Annotated in this window: 15 protein-coding genes and 2 rRNA genes (1 of these 17 running past the window's edge); 8 read left to right on the forward strand and 9 right to left on the reverse strand. The window is 37.5% G+C overall.

The features are described 5' to 3' along the window. The first annotated feature begins 4 nt into the window (after nt 1-4). Entirely contained in the window at nt 5-1,030 is a 1,026-nt protein-coding gene (locus tag HME7025_RS11355) for an NAD(P)H-dependent glycerol-3-phosphate dehydrogenase (protein ID WP_109324099.1), read from the forward strand. Here HME7025_RS11355 and HME7025_RS11360 read toward each other — a convergent pair whose 3' ends face one another. The 5 genes from HME7025_RS11360 to HME7025_RS11380 all read right to left on the reverse strand — a co-directional run bounded on the left by HME7025_RS11360 (nt 1,031) and on the right by HME7025_RS11380 (nt 6,696). Beyond that, nucleotides 1,031-1,423: an HIT family protein gene (locus HME7025_RS11360; protein ID WP_109324100.1), complete on the reverse strand. Its 393-nt coding sequence runs from the start codon at nt 1,421-1,423 to the stop codon at nt 1,031-1,033. A 1-nt stretch (nt 1,424) separates the two neighbouring features. Further along, on the reverse strand, nt 1,425-3,386 hold the full coding sequence (locus tag HME7025_RS11365) for a KUP/HAK/KT family potassium transporter (protein WP_193495324.1): 1,962 nt from the start codon (nt 3,384-3,386) through the stop codon (nt 1,425-1,427). 335 nt (nt 3,387-3,721) lie between these two features. After that, a complete protein-coding gene (locus HME7025_RS11370; protein ID WP_109324108.1) occupies nt 3,722-4,582 on the reverse strand; it encodes a dienelactone hydrolase family protein in 861 nt (286 codons plus the stop codon). 48 nt (nt 4,583-4,630) lie between these two features. Beyond that, a complete protein-coding gene (locus HME7025_RS11375; RefSeq protein WP_109324109.1) occupies nt 4,631-6,004 on the reverse strand; it encodes a monooxygenase in 1,374 nt (457 codons plus the stop codon). Beyond that, entirely contained in the window at nt 6,001-6,696 is a 696-nt protein-coding gene (locus tag HME7025_RS11380) for an AlbA family DNA-binding domain-containing protein (RefSeq protein ID WP_226998220.1), read from the reverse strand. The genes HME7025_RS11375 and HME7025_RS11380 overlap by 4 nt, the downstream gene beginning before the upstream one ends. 127 nt (nt 6,697-6,823) lie before the next feature. Between HME7025_RS11380 and HME7025_RS11385 the strand changes: the two genes are divergently transcribed. The 3 genes from HME7025_RS11385 to HME7025_RS11395 are packed head-to-tail and all read left to right on the forward strand — an operon-like array spanning nt 6,824 to nt 9,721. Continuing rightward, nucleotides 6,824-7,516: a phosphoadenylyl-sulfate reductase gene (locus tag HME7025_RS11385; RefSeq protein ID WP_109325421.1), complete on the forward strand. Its 693-nt coding sequence runs from the start codon at nt 6,824-6,826 to the stop codon at nt 7,514-7,516. Between the two features lie 15 nt (nt 7,517-7,531). Next, a complete protein-coding gene (cysD, locus tag HME7025_RS11390; RefSeq protein WP_109324110.1) occupies nt 7,532-8,452 on the forward strand; it encodes a sulfate adenylyltransferase subunit CysD in 921 nt (306 codons plus the stop codon). 18 nt (nt 8,453-8,470) lie between these two features. Next, nucleotides 8,471-9,721 (forward strand): sulfate adenylyltransferase subunit 1, encoded by a 1,251-nt coding sequence (locus HME7025_RS11395; RefSeq protein ID WP_109324116.1) that lies wholly within the window; start codon nt 8,471-8,473, stop codon nt 9,719-9,721. 2 nt (nt 9,722-9,723) lie between these two features. On the opposite strand, the gene HME7025_RS11400 is transcribed toward HME7025_RS11395, so the two are convergent. Beyond that, entirely contained in the window at nt 9,724-10,155 is a 432-nt protein-coding gene (locus tag HME7025_RS11400) for a sterol desaturase family protein (RefSeq protein ID WP_226998221.1), read from the reverse strand. A gap of 132 nt (nt 10,156-10,287) precedes the next feature. On the opposite strand from HME7025_RS11400, the gene HME7025_RS11405 reads away from it, so the two are divergent. From HME7025_RS11405 to HME7025_RS11420, 4 genes are read left to right on the forward strand one after another with little or no spacing between them, the layout of a single operon-like run. After that, entirely contained in the window at nt 10,288-12,912 is a 2,625-nt protein-coding gene (locus HME7025_RS11405) for a valine--tRNA ligase (RefSeq protein WP_109324117.1), read from the forward strand. Beyond that, the gene (locus tag HME7025_RS11410; protein WP_109324119.1) at nt 12,913-13,950 is read left to right on the forward strand and encodes a gliding motility protein GldB-related protein; all 1,038 of its coding nucleotides are present in this window, start codon (nt 12,913-12,915) and stop codon (nt 13,948-13,950) included. Between the two features lie 4 nt (nt 13,951-13,954). Continuing rightward, nucleotides 13,955-15,754: an ABC transporter ATP-binding protein gene (locus HME7025_RS11415; protein ID WP_109325425.1), complete on the forward strand. Its 1,800-nt coding sequence runs from the start codon at nt 13,955-13,957 to the stop codon at nt 15,752-15,754. Nucleotides 15,755-15,758: 4 nt separating this feature from the next. After that, nucleotides 15,759-16,184, forward strand: coding sequence for a Fur family transcriptional regulator (locus tag HME7025_RS11420; RefSeq protein WP_109324120.1), 426 nt, complete (start codon nt 15,759-15,761; stop codon nt 16,182-16,184). Here HME7025_RS11420 and HME7025_RS11425 read toward each other — a convergent pair. The 3 genes from HME7025_RS11425 to HME7025_RS11435 all read right to left on the reverse strand — a co-directional run. Continuing rightward, nucleotides 16,181-17,626 (reverse strand): Kelch repeat-containing protein, encoded by a 1,446-nt coding sequence (locus HME7025_RS11425; RefSeq protein WP_109324123.1) that lies wholly within the window; start codon nt 17,624-17,626, stop codon nt 16,181-16,183. The two genes, HME7025_RS11420 and HME7025_RS11425, sit on opposite strands and share 4 nt — an antisense overlap. 233 nt (nt 17,627-17,859) lie before the next feature. After that, nucleotides 17,860-17,971 (reverse strand): 5S ribosomal RNA (rrf, locus tag HME7025_RS11430). 68 nt (nt 17,972-18,039) lie between these two features. Next, nucleotides 18,040-18,367, reverse strand: a 23S ribosomal RNA gene (locus tag HME7025_RS11435) (it continues 2,502 nt past the right edge of the window).

The following is an 18,367-nucleotide window of genomic DNA, read 5'->3' on the forward strand; positions in this document are numbered from 1 at the left end:
TGCTATGAGTCAAATCGAGGAACTAAAGAAAAAAATCCCTACCCACATCACGGTATTGGGAGGTGGAAGTTGGGCAACTGCTCTAGTCAAAATATTGTCTGAAAATCAAGTCAAAATCAAGTGGTGGATTCGTAGAAAATCGGATGTTGACTTTATCAGAAAATACAACCATAATCCTAGTTATTTAACCGATGTGGCCATTAATCCACGTAAAGTAAAGACATACCACAAAATGTCAGATGCGTTACATGGGGTAGAATACATCATTTTAGCGGTTCCAGCAGCTTTTATTCCTAGTACCTTAAAAGACCTGAATAAAAAGCATTTTGAAGGCAAAAAAGTAGTCTCTGCCATCAAAGGCATGATTCCGGATGAAAACATGTTGGTTACAGATTGGATTGAACGAGAATTCAATTTACCCCTGGGTCAAACATGTGTTATTGCCGGACCTTGTCATGCGGAAGAAGTTGCTTTAGAGAAACAGTCTTACCTTACCATTGCATCACCCAACTTGGCATTGGCACAGTCTTTTTCAAACCTTTTGAATAGTCGTTTCTTACAATCTCATGCCATTGAAGATTTATATGGTGTAGAGTATTGCGCTGTAATCAAAAACATCATTGCCATGGCCTGTGGTATCACTCGTGGCTTAGGTTTTGGGGATAACTTCCAAGCTGTACTTGTTAGTAATGCCATGCAAGAAATTAAACTTTTCTTGGATGCTGTTTATCCAGAAACCAACCGCGACCTAAATAGCTCAGGGTACTTGGGTGACTTATTAGTAACTGCCTATTCTCAGTTTTCAAGAAATAGAACTTTTGGAAATATGATTGGTCGGGGTTACTCCGTTAAATCAGCTCAGATTGAGATGAATATGATTGCAGAAGGATATTATGCTGTGAGAAGTATTTACCATATTTCTAGACAACATAAAATCCAACTACCTATTATCGAAGCAGTATATGCGATTGTTTATGAGAAAGCCAATCCTCAGCTGGAAATGAACAAACTGAAGGGCTTCCTTAAGTAATTACAAAAAAGAACGAATCAATTCTGCCGTCTTTGCCAATGATTCCTGACTAACCTGCAATTTTGCTTGAGTAAAATTTAAGTCGTTGGCGGTATTCATAGGCACTAAATGAACATGGGCATGAGGTACCTCTAGACCAATCACAGCTACACCTATACGTTTGCAAGGAATAGCTTTTCTGATAGCTGGCGCAACAGATTGAGCAAATTTCATCAGGTTTCCCAATGTTTCTGGCTCTATATCAAATATGTAATCTATCTCTTGCTTGGGAACCACCAACACATGGCCTTCCACTAAAGGCATCACATCCAAGAAGGCAAGAAATTGCTCATTCTCAGCAATTTTGTGACAAGGGATTTCACCTGAAATGATTTTGCTAAATATTGTGCTCATATTAATCTACGCGTCTCAAATTACATCTAGAAATAGGCTTGATAATCAGGGGTACTTTCTCCAATTTTACCGCATCACTATCTAAACCAAACCACTTATCTTCTGAATTCATGAACTGTTTTAAGAAGAAATAAAACTTCATGACCAGTCGATCCATCAAAGGCAATTCATTATCAAATGATAAGAATTTCTCCAAGACAACAAATCGGAAATCCCCAATTACATTTTGCTCATTCAAGGACTTATACCGAGATGTAATATCTACCTCACCACGGGCAACCATTTCTTCCACGACTTTTCTAAAGTACAAGTTGATTCTTTGCTCCACCCGGAAACCTAATTTAAAATTCACTTTGATAATATCATCTGGCTCTATAACGGTCACCTTATAATCCATAGTATAGGGCTCATCCAAGGTATCTACATGGACAAACCAATAAATATCTGCCCGCTTAGGTCTACGTTGGAAGATGGAATAAATAATCTTAGATTCAATATCAGAAACACGTCCAGCATTCGACATAAATACCAAGTGTGTCGCATACTTAGGGATGGTTTCATCACGACTAAGCTCTTTTAGAGGCTCCACATAATCAGCCAGTTTTTCGTATTCCGTCAAGTCTTTCTTAATGCGTGTAGCTCTAAACCATACATACATGACCAATAAAATGACACCAGCAATAAATAAGGAAACATAACCACCATGGGAGAATTTCTGCAAATTAGCCACTAAAAACGCCCCTTCTAAGGAAATGTATACGACTAAAAATAAGAGTATCCACCACATGTCAATCTTCTTAATGTGCAAGTAATAAGCCATCAATGAAGTCGTCATTAACATGGTCAGCGTAATGGCCAAACCATAGGCTGCTTCCATGTTGGAGGATTCTTTGAACCAAAGCACAACACCCACACAACCTAACCATAAAAAGATATTGATGGAAGGAACATACAACTGACCTTTTTGATCAGATGGATAGATCAAACGCACCTTTGGCCAAAAGTTCAAACGAATAGCTTCGGAAATTAAAGTGAATGATCCCGAAATCAAGGCCTGACTTGCAATCACTGCAGCAGCTGTTGCAATACAAATACCCGTAAATAAGAATTCTCTTGGTAATAATTCAAAGATAGGTTTTCTATCGCCCAATAGCATTCCTTGATGATGCAATAACCAAGCACCTTGTCCAAAATATTGAAGTAACAAAGCTATTTTAACAAAAATCCAGCTGATGCGGATATTCTCTCGACCGCAATGTCCTAGGTCAGAATACAATGCCTCCGCTCCCGTGGTACATAAAAATACAGCACCCAAAGTCCAAAACCCAGCCGTGCCAGCTTGATGGGATGTTAATAATGCCCAGGCATAATGTGGAGATACCGCTCTCAATATACTCCAGTCATGTTCTATCCATAACAAACCCGTGATGGCCAACATACTAAACCAAAGTAACATGATAGGTCCAAATAACTTCCCAACTACCTTGGTTCCTAATATTTGAAAGATAAAAAGTCCAGTCAGAATAACTAAAACGATAGGGACAGTATCCGTTACATAAGGTAAACCTTCTTTCGTTTTCAGCATTTTTAATCCTTCTACCGCAGAAGAAACAGAAATGGGTGGTGTTATAATACCATCAGCTAATAAGGTTGCTCCACCAATGATAGCGGGTAAGGTTAACCATTTGGCATGTCTACGAACCAATGCGAAAAGGGCAAAAATCCCCCCTTCACCTTTATTATCCGCACGAAGTATTAAAACAACATATTTGAGGGTGGTTTGAAGGGTTAATGTCCAAAAAATACAAGACAATCCTCCCAATATCATCAGTTCATTAATTGGATCATTTCCAATGATGGCCTGCATAACATACAAAGGAGATGTCCCAATATCTCCGTAGATGATACCCATGGCAACGAGCAGTCCAGCTGCAGTAGCCGTGTTTTTGTGTTTGTGTTCCATTATAATGTGTGGGAGCGTAAAATTATTACCAAGCGAATTTGTTTATCGTAAGAATGCAATAATTGCAAAAAATTGTACTATTATTGGTTAATTTCTTGACATATTTCAAGAAACGGCAGCAAATATACCTTCAATTTTGATATAAAAAACAGCTATTTTCTATTTTCTTAAAATTGATGTAAAAAATTGATTTACAGCTCCTAATTCCCACATTTTCAGAACAAATAATTTTAACTTATTGAAACCTCAGAGGAAATAAAGCTCCAATTAACTTCTTTGACCATTTGAAATATACACGAAAAAAAAGGGAAGCTTTTTGCTTCCCTCATTTATGACTATTTCAATGTCTGGTCAAATAATCCCATGGTTCTTGTCCAAGCCAGTTTTGCCACTTCGGCATTGTAGCGTGCTGGTGAAGAATCATTGTTAAAGGCATGTTGCGCTCCTTCATATACGAAGATTTGATAATCCTTCTTATTGGCCTTTAAAGCCTCCTCAAATGCAGGAATCCCCGCATTAATTCGCTCATCTAAACCAGCATATTGGAGCATCAATTTAGCTTTGATTTTAGGCACATCAGCTACTTCCGCTTGTCTTCCATAGTAAGCCACAGCAGCAGTTAACTCAGGATCCATCACTGCCATGGAATTAACCATGCCTCCACCCCAACAGAATCCAACTACTCCAGTTTTCTTATTACTGTTTTTCAATCCACGTAAATAATCTAAGCCACTTTTTATGTTTTCCAAGTTTTGAACGGCGTCCAATTTGGCAAACAAGGCACGACCTTCATCTTCATTGACAGGCGTACCCCCAAAAGGAGAAAGCGCATCAATCCCTAAAGCAATGTAACCTGCTTTGGCAATTCGACGTGTTACATCCTTGATGTGTGGAGTCAATCCTCTGTTTTCATGAATGACCAATACAGCACCCAATTTTCCTTTCGATAATTTAGGCTGTACTAAATAACCTTTCATGGTACAATTTTTGGAAGGATAAGAAACATCCTCCATCAATAAATCAGCATCTTGAACCGATACTTGATTAGCCATGGCATAATTACCTTCTAACAAGGGCAAAATTGCTAAGGCTGCCGCTGTCCCTCCAGCTAATTTGCTCAACTTAGCTAAAAACACTTCTCTTTTTAATGGTTTGTGGGTGTACTCATCAAACAGATTAATAATTTTCTGATCCATCTTTTTTTTATTTAAGCATGTGAGTGAATGTATTTATAGAGCTCTGTTTTAAAGTGCATAGTAATATCCAAATATAATATTCATTTCATCTTCGGAAGTTAAGCCAAAGCGGATAATGCGATTCGTATTGTTATCATAGGTGACCACTGATGTTAATCCTTCTCCAGCCTTTAACTCAATCACTTTGGAGAAATTAATAACAGTCGGGTGCGCCCAATCTGTACTTTCATAGATAACTTCACCATTTCGGGCACCTCCTTTAATTTTAATCTGAAATAATTTACCCCATTGATGGGTATGAGAGGTTAAAGACACAATAGCCACAGCCTTATCAAAAATAAAATCCTTTGAAATGACCGTTTTTTGGTTGGCTGGTATCGTCAAATTCGTGTTATTGAAATCGATCATTTGAACCACCTTTTTCACCAGGTCGGCTTTAACAGTGTATAGATTGACATAATTTTCGCCAAATATTACTTCATTCGTTTTATTAAAATAATGTGGGTTCAAATCAATGGAACTGTTGGCAGGAAGCAATAATGCTGTTCCCTCAGGAAAAGAATAATCCGAGTTAGGATCAGTTCCCCCTCCTAAGAATATGTGATTTTGCATTTGCAAAAAGGTAAAAACATTGATGCTATTATCACTGTTTCGTAAATCTCTCACTTCATTCAAATTGGGTAAGCTCTGTTTATTTTCAAAATCATATAAAACCATGTGGTGGCTATTGGGCCTTGATTTCAATTTGATACGAGATACATATATTGGTGTTGAATTATTTAGAGGCTTTCTTACAAAAAGCTCTCGTTCAAAATTTGGGGCAACAGAAAACTTATCCACTTTCAATTGTAATCCTTCTTTTCCTTCAGCCGATGGTTCATTTAAAGGGCTAAAATCCGAACTAAGAGCATAGCTAGGAGTCGTATCATCTAATAATTTAGCATCAGCCACTTCTCCTTTTTCTGGAGCTCCAGCTTCAATCCAGTTTTGGATAAATTTCAACTGCCCGACCGAAAGCGGTTTGCCTCCTAAAGGCATAGGAACACCATAATCTATACTGGAATGATGAGCCACATCCCAATTTAATTTGTGATATAATAAACTTTGAGTGGATTGAAATTTAGTCACTCGTAAAATTTTATTGATAACTGCATTTGGATTTTTAGCGGCTACACCTACTAATTGGGAATAAGCTGTAGACTTCGCCAGCACTAAGCCATGCTGAGCAAAAGATGCGTCAGTTGTAGCTAGATGACATCCGGAGGTGGCACAAGAGGGCGTGAAAATTTTGTCTTGAATTAAATCAAAAGAAGAAGTAACAGAACTAACAGGTTTCGTGGAATTATCAGGTTCCACTGCTTGCTTGGTGCAAGCAGAAAAAAGCAAGTTTAAAGCAACAATTACCCAAAAACTGTTTTTCATCGTAAGGTGTAAATATCGTATACTTCGCCTGGCAATATGCGTAATACTCTTGCCAAAACCAATAGAACTAATTTTCGAGAAGCTAGCCAAATAGGTAAAGATTGTTTCTCTGCAAACAAAGCTAATGTAATCTGTTGATTTTCATGCAAATACTCCATCAACCATTTTTCAGATGGTCCAAAATTAAATTGTATCCCCTCTTCATGTTCCCTCCTCAATATTTGTTTCATTTCTTTACTCGCTTGAACGGTCCTGTCCTTGATTCGCACATAACATTTAGGTTGAGGTTCGTCAGCTAATTGAACTAAATGTGGCTTATCGATACTTGGAAATATATGATATACCAAAATTGCCCTTTGAGAATCTATTTCTACTCGATAATTGGTGTAGGAAAAAACAGGAAAACAATACTTCTCAATGGCCCTGTCCAACAAAAATTGTTCTTCATCTACAAACTTTACCCCCTGAACTAGACCTTCATCACTGACACCAACTAGAAGTATACCTCCATCGGTATTAGCAAAGGCCACCATTTCTTTGATAATTTTCTCTGGGAACTTGACCTTCATTTTGAACTCCAAACGCTGGCCTTCACCTTGCTTAACTAAGGTTTTTATAGCCTTCAAGTCCAAAAATGGAGATTTGTCCTCCTCCATTCCCTCATTCCACCAGATCTCTGAGCCTTGATGCATCCTACTATGTTTATCGTTATGAATTTACAAAAGATTTATTTCCTTCATGTGAAGTCTTGTAAATCTTTTTAAAATCAAGTATAGTAATTCAATAGACATTATGTATTTTTGTGAAAATTTTAAGAGTATGGATATTTCAACCATTGAAAAAACCTTATTAAATCTCTCCCTAGAAGAACGATTGCAGGTATTAACTCAATTATTCCCTCAGGAGAAAATTGTATTTTCGACTTCTTTTGGACAAGAAGATCAGGCAATTTTATATGCCATAGCTAGCCAATCTCTTCCCATTCAAATATTCACTTTAGATACTGGCCGTCAGTTTCAAGAATCCTATGAATTAATGGATTTGACAACTAGAAAGTATCAAATTACCATTGACACATTTTTTCCAAAAACGGAATCGGTGGAGAAACTAGTGAAAGAAAAAGGATTCAATTCATTTTACAGTTCGGTAGAAAACAGAAAAGAATGCTGTTTTATTCGTAAAATGGAGCCTTTATCCCGAGCTTTGCAAGGTGCAAAAGTTTGGATTACTGGCTTACGAGCCGAACAATCTGAAAATAGAGCGAATATGCCCATTGTGGAATGGGATGAACAAAGACAATTATTCAAAATAAATCCATTGATTGATTGGACATTTGATGAATTAAATCAATATTTAGTAGACCATAAAATACCGCAAAACCCCTTGCACAAAAAAGGTTTTATCTCCATCGGTTGCGCACCTTGTACTCGTGCCATTGCTGAGGGAGAGCACCCAAGAGCAGGCAGGTGGTGGTGGGAAAACTCCCAAAAGGAATGTGGATTACATGCCTAATTTATTATCCATTTTATGACAAATTCAACCATTAAAGACAAAATAGGACAGTTTCCAAGAAAATTGGAAGACGAATCTATTTATATCATGCGTGAAGTTGCCGCCCAATTTGAGCGTCCAGCTTTACTATTTTCTGGAGGTAAAGATTCGATTACCTTAGTAAGATTAGCTCAAAAAGCATTTTTTCCTGGGAAAATCCCTTTCCCATTGGTACACATTGATACAGGACATAACTTCCCTGAAACCATTGAGTTTAGAGATTGGTTAGCTAAAGAAACGGGGGCAGAACTCATCGTTCGTTATGTACAAGACTCCATTGACCAAGGAAAAGCTAAAGAAGAAACGGGTAAATATGCCTCTCGCAACGTACTTCAAACCGTAACTTTATTAGACACCATCGAAGAATTCAAATTTGATGCTTGTATAGGTGGAGCGAGAAGAGATGAAGAAAAAGCCCGAGCAAAAGAACGTATTTTCTCTGTCCGTGATGATTTTGGACAATGGGATGCCAAAAGACAAAGACCCGAGTTATTTGATATGCTAAATGGCCGTATAGCTGTTGGTGAAAATGTACGTGTTTTTCCTATTTCCAATTGGACTGAATTAGATGTTTGGAATTACATTAAGGAAGAAAAAATGGAAATCCCAAGCATTTATTTTTCTCACCAGCGCCAAGTTATTGAACGCGATGGTATGCTTTGGGCCGATTCAGAATACTTGAATAAAGAAGCCGATGAAATCCCATTTGAAGCTACCGTTCGCTTTAGAACGGTTGGAGATATGACTTGTACTGCGGCTGTTGAATCAGATGCCGTGGAAATTGACATCATCATTGAAGAAATTTTATCTGCTGAAATCTCAGAACGTGGTGCTCGTATCGACGATAAACGCTCCGAAGCCGCCATGGAAAAAAGAAAGCAACAAGGATATTTTTAACAGGAGAGAGAAAGGAATATGGATATTTTACGCATAGCTACTGCAGGTTCTGTAGACGACGGAAAAAGTACATTGATTGGTCGATTATTATATGAAACCAATTCAATTACCAAAGATAAAATTGAAGCATTAGAAAGTGCTTCTAAAAGAAAAGGTTTAGACTTTTTGGACCTTTCACTTCTAACTGATGGATTAATTGCGGAGAGAGAGCAAGGCATCACCATTGATGTGGCGCACATTTATTTCTCCACTCCTACACGTAAATACATTATTGCAGATACCCCTGGTCACGTGGAATATACCCGTAACATGGTTACTGGCGCTTCTAATGCCAAAGTCTCCTTGATTTTGGTGGATGCTCGCCAAGGTGTCGTAGAACAAACAGCTAGGCATTTATCCATTGCGGCATTACTCCGCATTCCCAAAGTCATCATTTGTGTGAATAAAATGGATTTGGTTCAATACGACGAAGCCAAATTTGAAGCCATCAAAGATAGTTTAAGTTCTTTGGTCGCTCAAACCACATTTGAGGGTCAAGAAATAAGCTTTTTACCAATTTCTTCTTTGTTTGGACAAAACATCACTCAAGCGGCTGATAAAATGCCTTGGTATCAAGGTAATACCTTATTAGGCGAATTAGAAGCATTTGAATTTGCTGAAAGTTTAGCCCATGCACCCGCTCGTTTTCCTGTTCAATGGGTTATTCGCCCTAAAACAGAAGAGTATCACGACTACCGTGGCTATGCTGGAAAAATTAGTTCTGGTACATTTCAAGTTGGGGATGTCATCAAAGCTTTACCCACTGGCCAAGAAAGCACTATAGCTTCTATTGAAAAATTTGGGGAGCAATTAGATCGTGCTGTAGCTGGAGATTCTGTTGTGATTACACTAACTACCGACGTGGACATTTCCCGAGGAAATTCATTGGTATTGGCTTCTGATACTCAAGCTCCTCAATTAAAAGATTTTGCTGCCCACATTTGCTGGTTAGATCATCAAGCTTTAAGTCCTGGAAAAACGTACCTTTTACAGCATGGTGTCAACTTAACCAAAGCTAAAATTTCACAAATTACAGAGAGGTTGGATGTGGTAGCTCAAACATCAAGTCAAGACGTAGACTCTCTAAAACTCAATGAAATTGGAGGAATACAATTGCGTACAGCACAGCCCATCATGGCTGATGTTTATGCAGAAAATCCATCGAATGGAGCATTTATCTTAATTGATGAGTTTTCTAACTCAACTGTAGGTGTAGGTTTCGTCAAATAAACCTATTCATATTTTTTGGGGGCGTACAAGAAACCGAAAGCTTCTGCGCCCTCTTTTTCATGCACTTCATGGTGTACATAATGTGCTTTAATCAAGCGCTTTAAATAGGTATTTTTTGTCTTAAACTTGACCTTGATTCTTCGATGTACGATGATATCATGAAAGATAAAATAACATAGGCCATAGCTCGCAATACCTAAACCGATCCACAATAAGGGCCGATAAGCCTCGATTTCAGCACCTAAGATGATGGTTAGGGTGGATAAGACCCCAAATACCACCGAGAACAAATCATTTTTTTCTAATGCATTTTTATGGTGGACATGGTGCGACTCATGCCAATTCCACATTACTCCATGCATGATGTATTTATGAGTAAACCAGGCTATTCCTTCCATGAGTAAAAAAGTACCCAGCCACATTAATATTTCCATGATTTCCTTTTTCAATTTCAACCGAAATTACATCGAATTGTTTTAAAATTCCACCTTCCTCTTTGAGCTAAATCAATTATCTTTGTAGGCTATAATGAAACCGTTCTAAGAATACGGTAAGAACCTTCCTTTATGATTGACAAAAATTACGCCCCGCAAGAGATTGAGCAAAAATGGTATGCCTTTTGGTTGGAAAATAAGCTTTTTGCTTCCAAACCTGATCCAAATAAAGAAGCATATACCATCGTCATCCCTCCTCCCAATGTAACGGGAGTATTGCATATGGGGCATATGTTAAATAATACCATCCAAGATGTATTAATAAGAAAAGCGCGGATGGAAGGGAAAGAGGCTTGCTGGGTGCCAGGAACAGATCATGCATCCATTGCCACAGAAGCCAAAGTGGTAGCGATGTTGAAAGAAAAAGGCATCGAAAAAAAGGATATTAGTCGGGAAGGATTTCTGAAATATGCTTTTGAGTGGAAGGATAAATATGGCGGAATTATCTTAGATCAATTAAAAAAATTAGGCGCTTCCTGCGATTGGGATCGTACTCGCTTCACCATGGAGCCTTCATTATATGAGGCAGTAATTGATACCTTTGTTCGTTTGTACAACAAAGGGTTAATTTACCGAGGTGTTAGAATGGTCAATTGGGATCCTCAAGGTAAAACAGCCTTGTCTGACGAAGAAGTAATTTACAAAGATGTTCAAGCCAAATTATACCATATCCAATATCCATTGGTAGATGGTTCAGGACATGTAACCATAGCGACCACTCGCCCGGAAACTATCATGGCTGATGCAGCCATTTGCGTCAATCCAACAGATGAGCGTTACCTTTCTTTGCATGGAAAAAAGGTTTTTATTCCTCTAATCAATCGTGAAATCAGCATAATTCCTGATGAATATGTAAGTACCGACTTTGGAACTGGATGCTTAAAAGTAACTCCTGCCCATGATTTAAATGACTATGAACTAGGCATTAAACATAAATTACCTGTTATTGATATCATTGACGACAATGGTGCATTAAATGAAAAGGCGGTTTTATTTGTAGGTGTAGACCGTTTTGAAGCCAGAAAGCGAATTGTCAAACAATTAACAGAAGAAGGATATTTAATTCAAACCGAAGAATATAAATCCACCATTGGTACTTCTGAACGTACAGGAGCCGTTATTGAACCTAAGCTTTCATTGCAATGGTTCTTAAAAATGGAAGAAATGGCAAAACCTGCTTTGGAAAATGTCATGAATGACAACATCCAATTGCATCCTGCCAAATTCAAAAATACCTATCGTTCCTGGATGGAAAATGTTCATGATTGGTGTATTTCACGTCAATTGTGGTGGGGACAACAAATTCCCGCTTTTTACTTGCAAGATGGAACGCTAATTGTGGCAAAAGACAAGAAAGAAGCGTTGCGCATTGCTCGAGATAAATACCAGTTATTTGCTTTGGTAGAAGATGACTTAACGCAAGATCCGGATGTATTGGATACTTGGTTCTCTTCTTGGCTATGGCCTATCTCTGTTTTTGATGGTATTGAAAACCCAGATAATGAAGAAATTAATTATTATTACCCTACCAACGATTTAGTTACAGGACCCGATATTCTATTCTTTTGGGTTGCTCGAATGATCATGGCTGGGTATGAGTGGAGAGGTGAATTACCTTTCAGAAATGTGTATTTGACGGGTATTGTCCGCGACAAGCAAGGCCGAAAAATGTCTAAATCCTTAGGCAATTCTCCCGATCCATTGGAATTAATTGAGAAATTTGGAGCGGATGGAGTTCGTTCGGGTTTATTATTCTCAGCACCTGCAGGAAACGATTTATTATTTGATGATAAATTATGCGAACAGGGAAGAAACTTCTCCAATAAAATCTGGAATGCGTTCCGATTATTAAAGGGTTTGGAGGTGCAGGAAGGCCAATCTTTGCCAGAACATGTGTTGGCTACTGAATGGTTTGAATCTAAATTATCTCAAACGATCCTAGATGTACAAGATCATTTCCAAAAATTCCGAATTTCAGATGCCTTATTGAGTATTTATAATTTGGTTTGGGATGATTATTGTGCCAAATATTTGGAGATCATCAAACCTCCATACCAAAGCCCTATTGCATCAGAAACCATAGCTACGGCCCTAGGTTTATTTGATCAATTAATGCGTTTATTGCATCCATATATGCCATTTATTACAGAAGAAATTTGGCAGAACATGGAAGAAAGAAAAGCAGGAATTAGTATTTGTAAAGCTGAATTTCCAAAAGCAAAACCCGTACAAGCTTCCATCATTACCCAATTCGATTCTTTGTTTGAGATTGTAACTAAAATCCGTGAGATTAGAAATACCAAACAAATTTCTCCTAAAGTTGCTTTGAGTCTATGCATCAAATCGGAGCAGCCACAAGCCTATGCTTCTCTTGAAGCTATTCTCATTAAATTGGCGAATTTAGATTCGGTCACTTTCATTCAAGAGTCTATTTCAGAAGCACAAACTTTTGTGGTGAAGTCAGATCAGTTTTTTGTTCCTTTAGCGAATGATGAAGACCCAGCTGTTTTAAAAGAAGAATCTGAAAAAGAATTAGTTTATTTAGAAGGTTTTAAAAAATCGGTAGAGGCAAAATTAGCCAACGAAAAATTCGTTCAAAATGCGAAAGCTGATTTAGTAGAAAGAGAAAGACAAAAGCTTTCGGATGCTGAAAATAAAATCAAATCGTTGAAAGAATTAATAGCCCGTTTAAGCTAAATGAAAATCACTAAGCGCTACGTAGGATTTTTTTGGTTGATGATTGCACCTATGATCTTGGGGTCTTGTGGAAGTACAGAAGACAAAAAGGAAATCAAGGAAAAAGCTCCAACCATTCAATTGGATATACAGCGTTTAGATCAGGCTATTGCGAACAGTAAGAATGAACAACAAATCGATAGCATACTTCTCAAACACCCTGAAGTCTTACATGCATATTTTTCTGTTGGGGCAAATAGATCGAAAGAATTAGCTAAAAACTTATTTGCGCTCTTCCAAAATCCGGCTTTACGTAAGTTTTACGAACAAAGTCAGCAAGATGTATTTTTTGGTGGTCAAGTATTAGAAAAGGAATTACAAACTGCCTTCCAAGAAATAAAAAATGAATTCCCTCAAGCTAAAATCCCAAAAATCAGAACCATATTTACAGGTTTTGGGGCCATTGGGAATTTCAAAACGGAGCATCTAGTAGTAAGTGATAGCCTAATTATCATTGGCTTGGATTATTTCATGGGAAAAAAAGGAATGTACCTGCCTCAAAATGTGTATGATTATCAATTAAGGCGACTAGAACCCAGAGCACTTGTGGGGCAAATTCTATTATTATATTCAGGCTATTTCAACAAGCATATGGCAGAAAATGCCACCATGCTGAGTGATATGATTTGGTATGGAAAAAGCTATGCATTTGCCAAGAAAATGGCTCCAGCCTTAGCGGATAGCTTATTGTTTGGATATACACAGAAAGAATTAGCTGAATCTGACATGTTTCAACAGGAAATTTGGGAACATTTTATTGACCAATCATTGTTGTACAAACAAGATGAATTCACCAAAGCCAAATACTTAGGAGAAAGACCCAAAACAGTAGAGATTGGTCCCGCATGTCCAGGATCTATTGGACGGTGGTTAGGTTGGAAAATCATTGACGCGTATCAGACAAATCACCCACAAGAACGATTGGCAGAAGTAATGGCAAAGCCAGATGCTAATCAACTATTCCAGGCCTCAGGATATAGAGGTAAAGCGAAAGAATAAGCATATGGCTAAGAGACACGAGAAATTTGGAGAAGGTGCAGATCCTAAAGATGCCAGAAAAGTTAATAAAGAAGGAATTCGCAAAGCGTTACGCATTTACAAATTCATTTTACCGTATAAATGGACATTCATAGCAGGAATGTTCTTTTTGTTTTTTTCCAATTTAACTACATTAAGTTTTCCATTACTAATTGGTGAAATGACTAAAGTGATGGAAGGGAAATCTCAATTCACCATCAACCAAGTAACCATTTTCTTCTTTTCGATCTTAGTTATTCAGGCTGTATTATCCTTTTTTAGGATTTACACCTTTGCACAAGTTTCGGAAAAGGCGATGAAAGATGTTCGCCAACATCTTTATACGAAAATTATTACGCTTCCCATATTCCAATTTGAAAAACGGCGTGTCGGGGAAATGATGAGTCGAATTACCTCAGATATTACCCAACTACAAGATGTACTTTCGATCACATTAGCTGAATTTTTTAGACAAATATTCACACTAATTGGAGGAATCGCTTTGATTACCTACATATCGTGGAAACTAACATTATTTATGTTGGCAACGTTTCCTGTATTGGTTATTGCGGCCTTAGTCTTTGGAAGATACATTCGCAAAGTATCTAAAAAATCTCAAGATGAGCTGGCATCTACCAATATCATTGTAGAGGAAACCTTTCAATCTATTCAAGCAGTCAAGTCATTTACCAATGAAAAATGGGAAGTTAATCGCTATACTCAATCTTTAAATTTAGTTGTCGAACAAGCCTTAAAAGCAGCTACTTTCCGCGGAGGATTTGTCAGCTTTATCATCTTTGCCCTCTTTGGAGGCATTGTTGGAGTTGTTTGGTATGGAGCTCAATTAGTTTCATCAGGTGATTTGATCTTAGCAGAATTATTAACCTTTATCTTTTATACTGCCTTCATTGGTGGATCTGTAGGAGGACTTGGTGATATCTATGCCCAATTACAAAAAACGATTGGGGCTTCTGAAAGAATCTTAGAAATATTGGACGACCATTCAGAAATCAATATTGAAAAAGAATCCACAGTAGAAATTCCATTTGGAAGAATTGAAGTAAGAGATTTACATTTTACGTATCCAGGAAGGCCCAATGTGCCTATTTTAAAAGGGATAAATTTCAATATTGAGCCAGGAGAGAAGGTTGCCATTGTGGGTAGCTCAGGAACAGGGAAATCAACCTTGGCTCAATTGTTCATGCGCTTTTACGAACCCAATTCAGGTAAAATATGCTTAGGAGAACAAGATATTCAAGCATTCAATGTAAGTGATTGGAGGAAATTAGTAGCCTTAGTGCCACAAGAAGTTTTGTTGTTTGGAGGAAGCATCCGAGAAAACATTGCCTATGGTAAGCCTGATGCTACAATAGAAGAAATAGAAAAAGCAGCTGAACAAGCCTTTGCAAAACAATTCATCGAATCCTTTCCGGAAAAGTGGGACACTTTAGTAGGAGAAAGAGGGGTTAAATTGTCGGGGGGACAAAGACAGCGAATTGCTATCGCTAGAGCCATATTGAAAAACCCCAAATTTCTATTGTTAGATGAAGCCACCAGTGCATTAGATTCGGAGTCAGAAAAATGGGTTCAATCTGCATTGGAAGAATTAATGAAAAACCGGACTAGTTTAATCATTGCTCACCGTTTATCGACCATTCGCTCTGCTGACAAAATCATAGTTATGCAAGAAGGTCAAATTGTGGAAACAGGAAATCATGAGGAATTGATGACCATAAAGGATGGAATTTATCAAAAAATGGTCAAATTGCAGTCTGATCATATCTAACAAGATGGAGCATAAAGTACTTAGTTTATCTGATTTTGACCTTCGACCAACTCCTTGTAGAATTGAGGTATTGAGTTTATTGCAATCTCATGAATATGCTTTAAGTCAGGGTGATATCGAACAAGAATTAAGTAATCAATTTGATCGAGTAACTGTTTACCGAACGCTTAAATCGTTCTTAAGTCAAGGTCTTATCCATAAGGTTCTTGATGACATTGGAGGTATTAAATACGCACTTTGTAAAGAGCTGTGTCACCAAGGTGGACATGCACATCAACATGACCATGTTCATTTCAAATGTGACCAATGTGGTCAAACTACTTGCCTAGAATTAGTTCATATTCCTAGCATCAATTTACCTGCGAATTTCACTAAAAAAGAAAGCAATTTGTTAATTCAGGGAATTTGTAATCTTTGTAATCAACCTTAAATAGACACCTTCCTTCGAAGTAATTCGAGGCAATTTGGATTGATTTTATAACGCTTTTGTCGCCTGTCCTCATCTGAGTTCTCCCGAATGATGCTATTCTTTTCCCCTGTCAATAAAGTAAGTGTTTGATTCACTTGATTGATCATAGCACTACGGCGATACCGTTGAGTATCAAAAGCTAAATTTTCTAAATCTAAAATCTGATTAACCTCTTCGATAGCTAATCCTCCCTGATTTTGATTATCAAGAATGGATTTCAATAAGCGTAAAGAAATTGGATCAATGTCTAATTTGACTTCTTGCATGAGGGTTAAATTCACCGCTTTTTTAGTACGAATTGGTTTAATCCTTTTCATGACAAAAATGAGTACCACTACCAATAGAACTAAAATTAAGCCATAAAACCAATCCGTTTTATACCAAGGTAAATCAGTCAACAAGCCAATAAAAGTTGCATTTTTAGCTAAATCATCGAAATTAATGAGCAAAACACTATCAGAAGAATTAGGGTTAGGATTTTGTAATACGGTTAAAAGCCATGGACCATTTTTGAAAATACTAGGATTTAAAGGTTGAGATGCACCCAGTGCTATTCGTGCATATTTAAGTTCTAGATCATTATATTCAAAGATTTCAAGAGTCCGTGGATTAACAAAATAATACTTATGTATTCCATTTTTATTACTAGAAGGTTCAAAAACAAAATACTTACCGGTGTAGAATAAATGATGCCTATTCTCATAGGTGTATTCCTCTAAAATCTGTTTGAAAATAGGATGAGTAATTTCTCCTATTTTTTCCCATGTTTTAGTAAAAAATGAAAATTGATAAATGGATTGATCCAAGGTTAATCTGCCATAATCTTGACTCACATCAGTACTATAATTAGAGAAGGAAACAAGCATATCTTTCTCAGGAAGAAATGAAACAAAGCCATGGTACATTCCTTCTGGTGCTTGACCTTTTGAATTAGTCGCTTCCCATTCCTTTGTTTTTTTATCAAAATAAATCAAGTGATTATTCGATCTCCAAAAACCATATCCACCGATTGAAAACACCACGTCACCACGAAAGAATCGATAAGCGGAACAATTATCACCGCGGTAGTAAGTATCATCCTTTCGCTCCAATTGAAAACTTGTTAGATCAACAACATACATTTGGTTCGTACATTCTTGAAATATGTGGATTCGATTGGTATTTTTCTTTTGTAAGACAGTGAATTCAGCTGTCTTCATAAAATCGGGACGATAAGTAGAATCCGTTGTTAAGCGATGATAAAATACCCAATTTGAATTAGAATCTAATCGGGCTATTTCTTTCTTGGCTAAATCAATGCGATAGGGCTTGTGATCAGTATTATTAAGAAAATAGGCAAATTGATTAGCCCAAATGTAGCTAGGGAAAATAAAAAGCAACAATAAGAGGCAAAAATGCTTCATGTTGTAAATGTATTAAATAAATAAAATATGACTCTAATTGAATGGATTAAATGGTAAGGTATTTAAAAATATAGACCAGAGGAAAGGGAATTGTAAATGGTGAATTATAAATGATGAATTATAAATGGAATCATTCTACATTCTTCATCCCCCTAATAACTAACACTAATCCCTAATAAAAAACCCTAGTAAATAAAAAAGCCCACTAGAGACTAGCGGGCTTGATAATAATAACTTGGAGCTTACTTACTTTCCCGGGTTTGATCCCAGTATCATCAGCGGTGCGGGGCTTAACTTCTCTGTTCGAGATGGGAAGAGGTGAACACCCGTCCTATCGGCTCCATAAATCTTGCAAGGTCTTAGCCTTTTTCCATATTGTGAGATAAAATAAACAGTCGTTGCATTTTTTTTATAAAAGTAAGCTTTCGGGTAATTAGTACTACTCGACTTTGACATTACTGCCTTTACATCTGTAGCCTATCGACCGTGTCGTCTACACGGACCCTTCATGGAATACTCATCTTCAGGTCAGTTTCGCACTTAGATGCTTTCAGCGCTTATCTGGTCCCGACGTGGCTACTCAGCTATGCCCTTGGCAGAACAACTGATATACCAGCGGTCAGTCCAACTCGGTCCTCTCGTACTAAAGTCAGAACCTGTCAATATTCCTACGCCCACAACAGATAGGGACCGAACTGTCTCACGACGTTCTGAACCCAGCTCGCGTGCCACTTTAATCGG

Source organism: Aquirufa nivalisilvae (assembly GCF_003143535.1).
Lineage (GTDB): Bacteria > Bacteroidota > Bacteroidia > Cytophagales > Spirosomataceae > Aquirufa > Aquirufa nivalisilvae.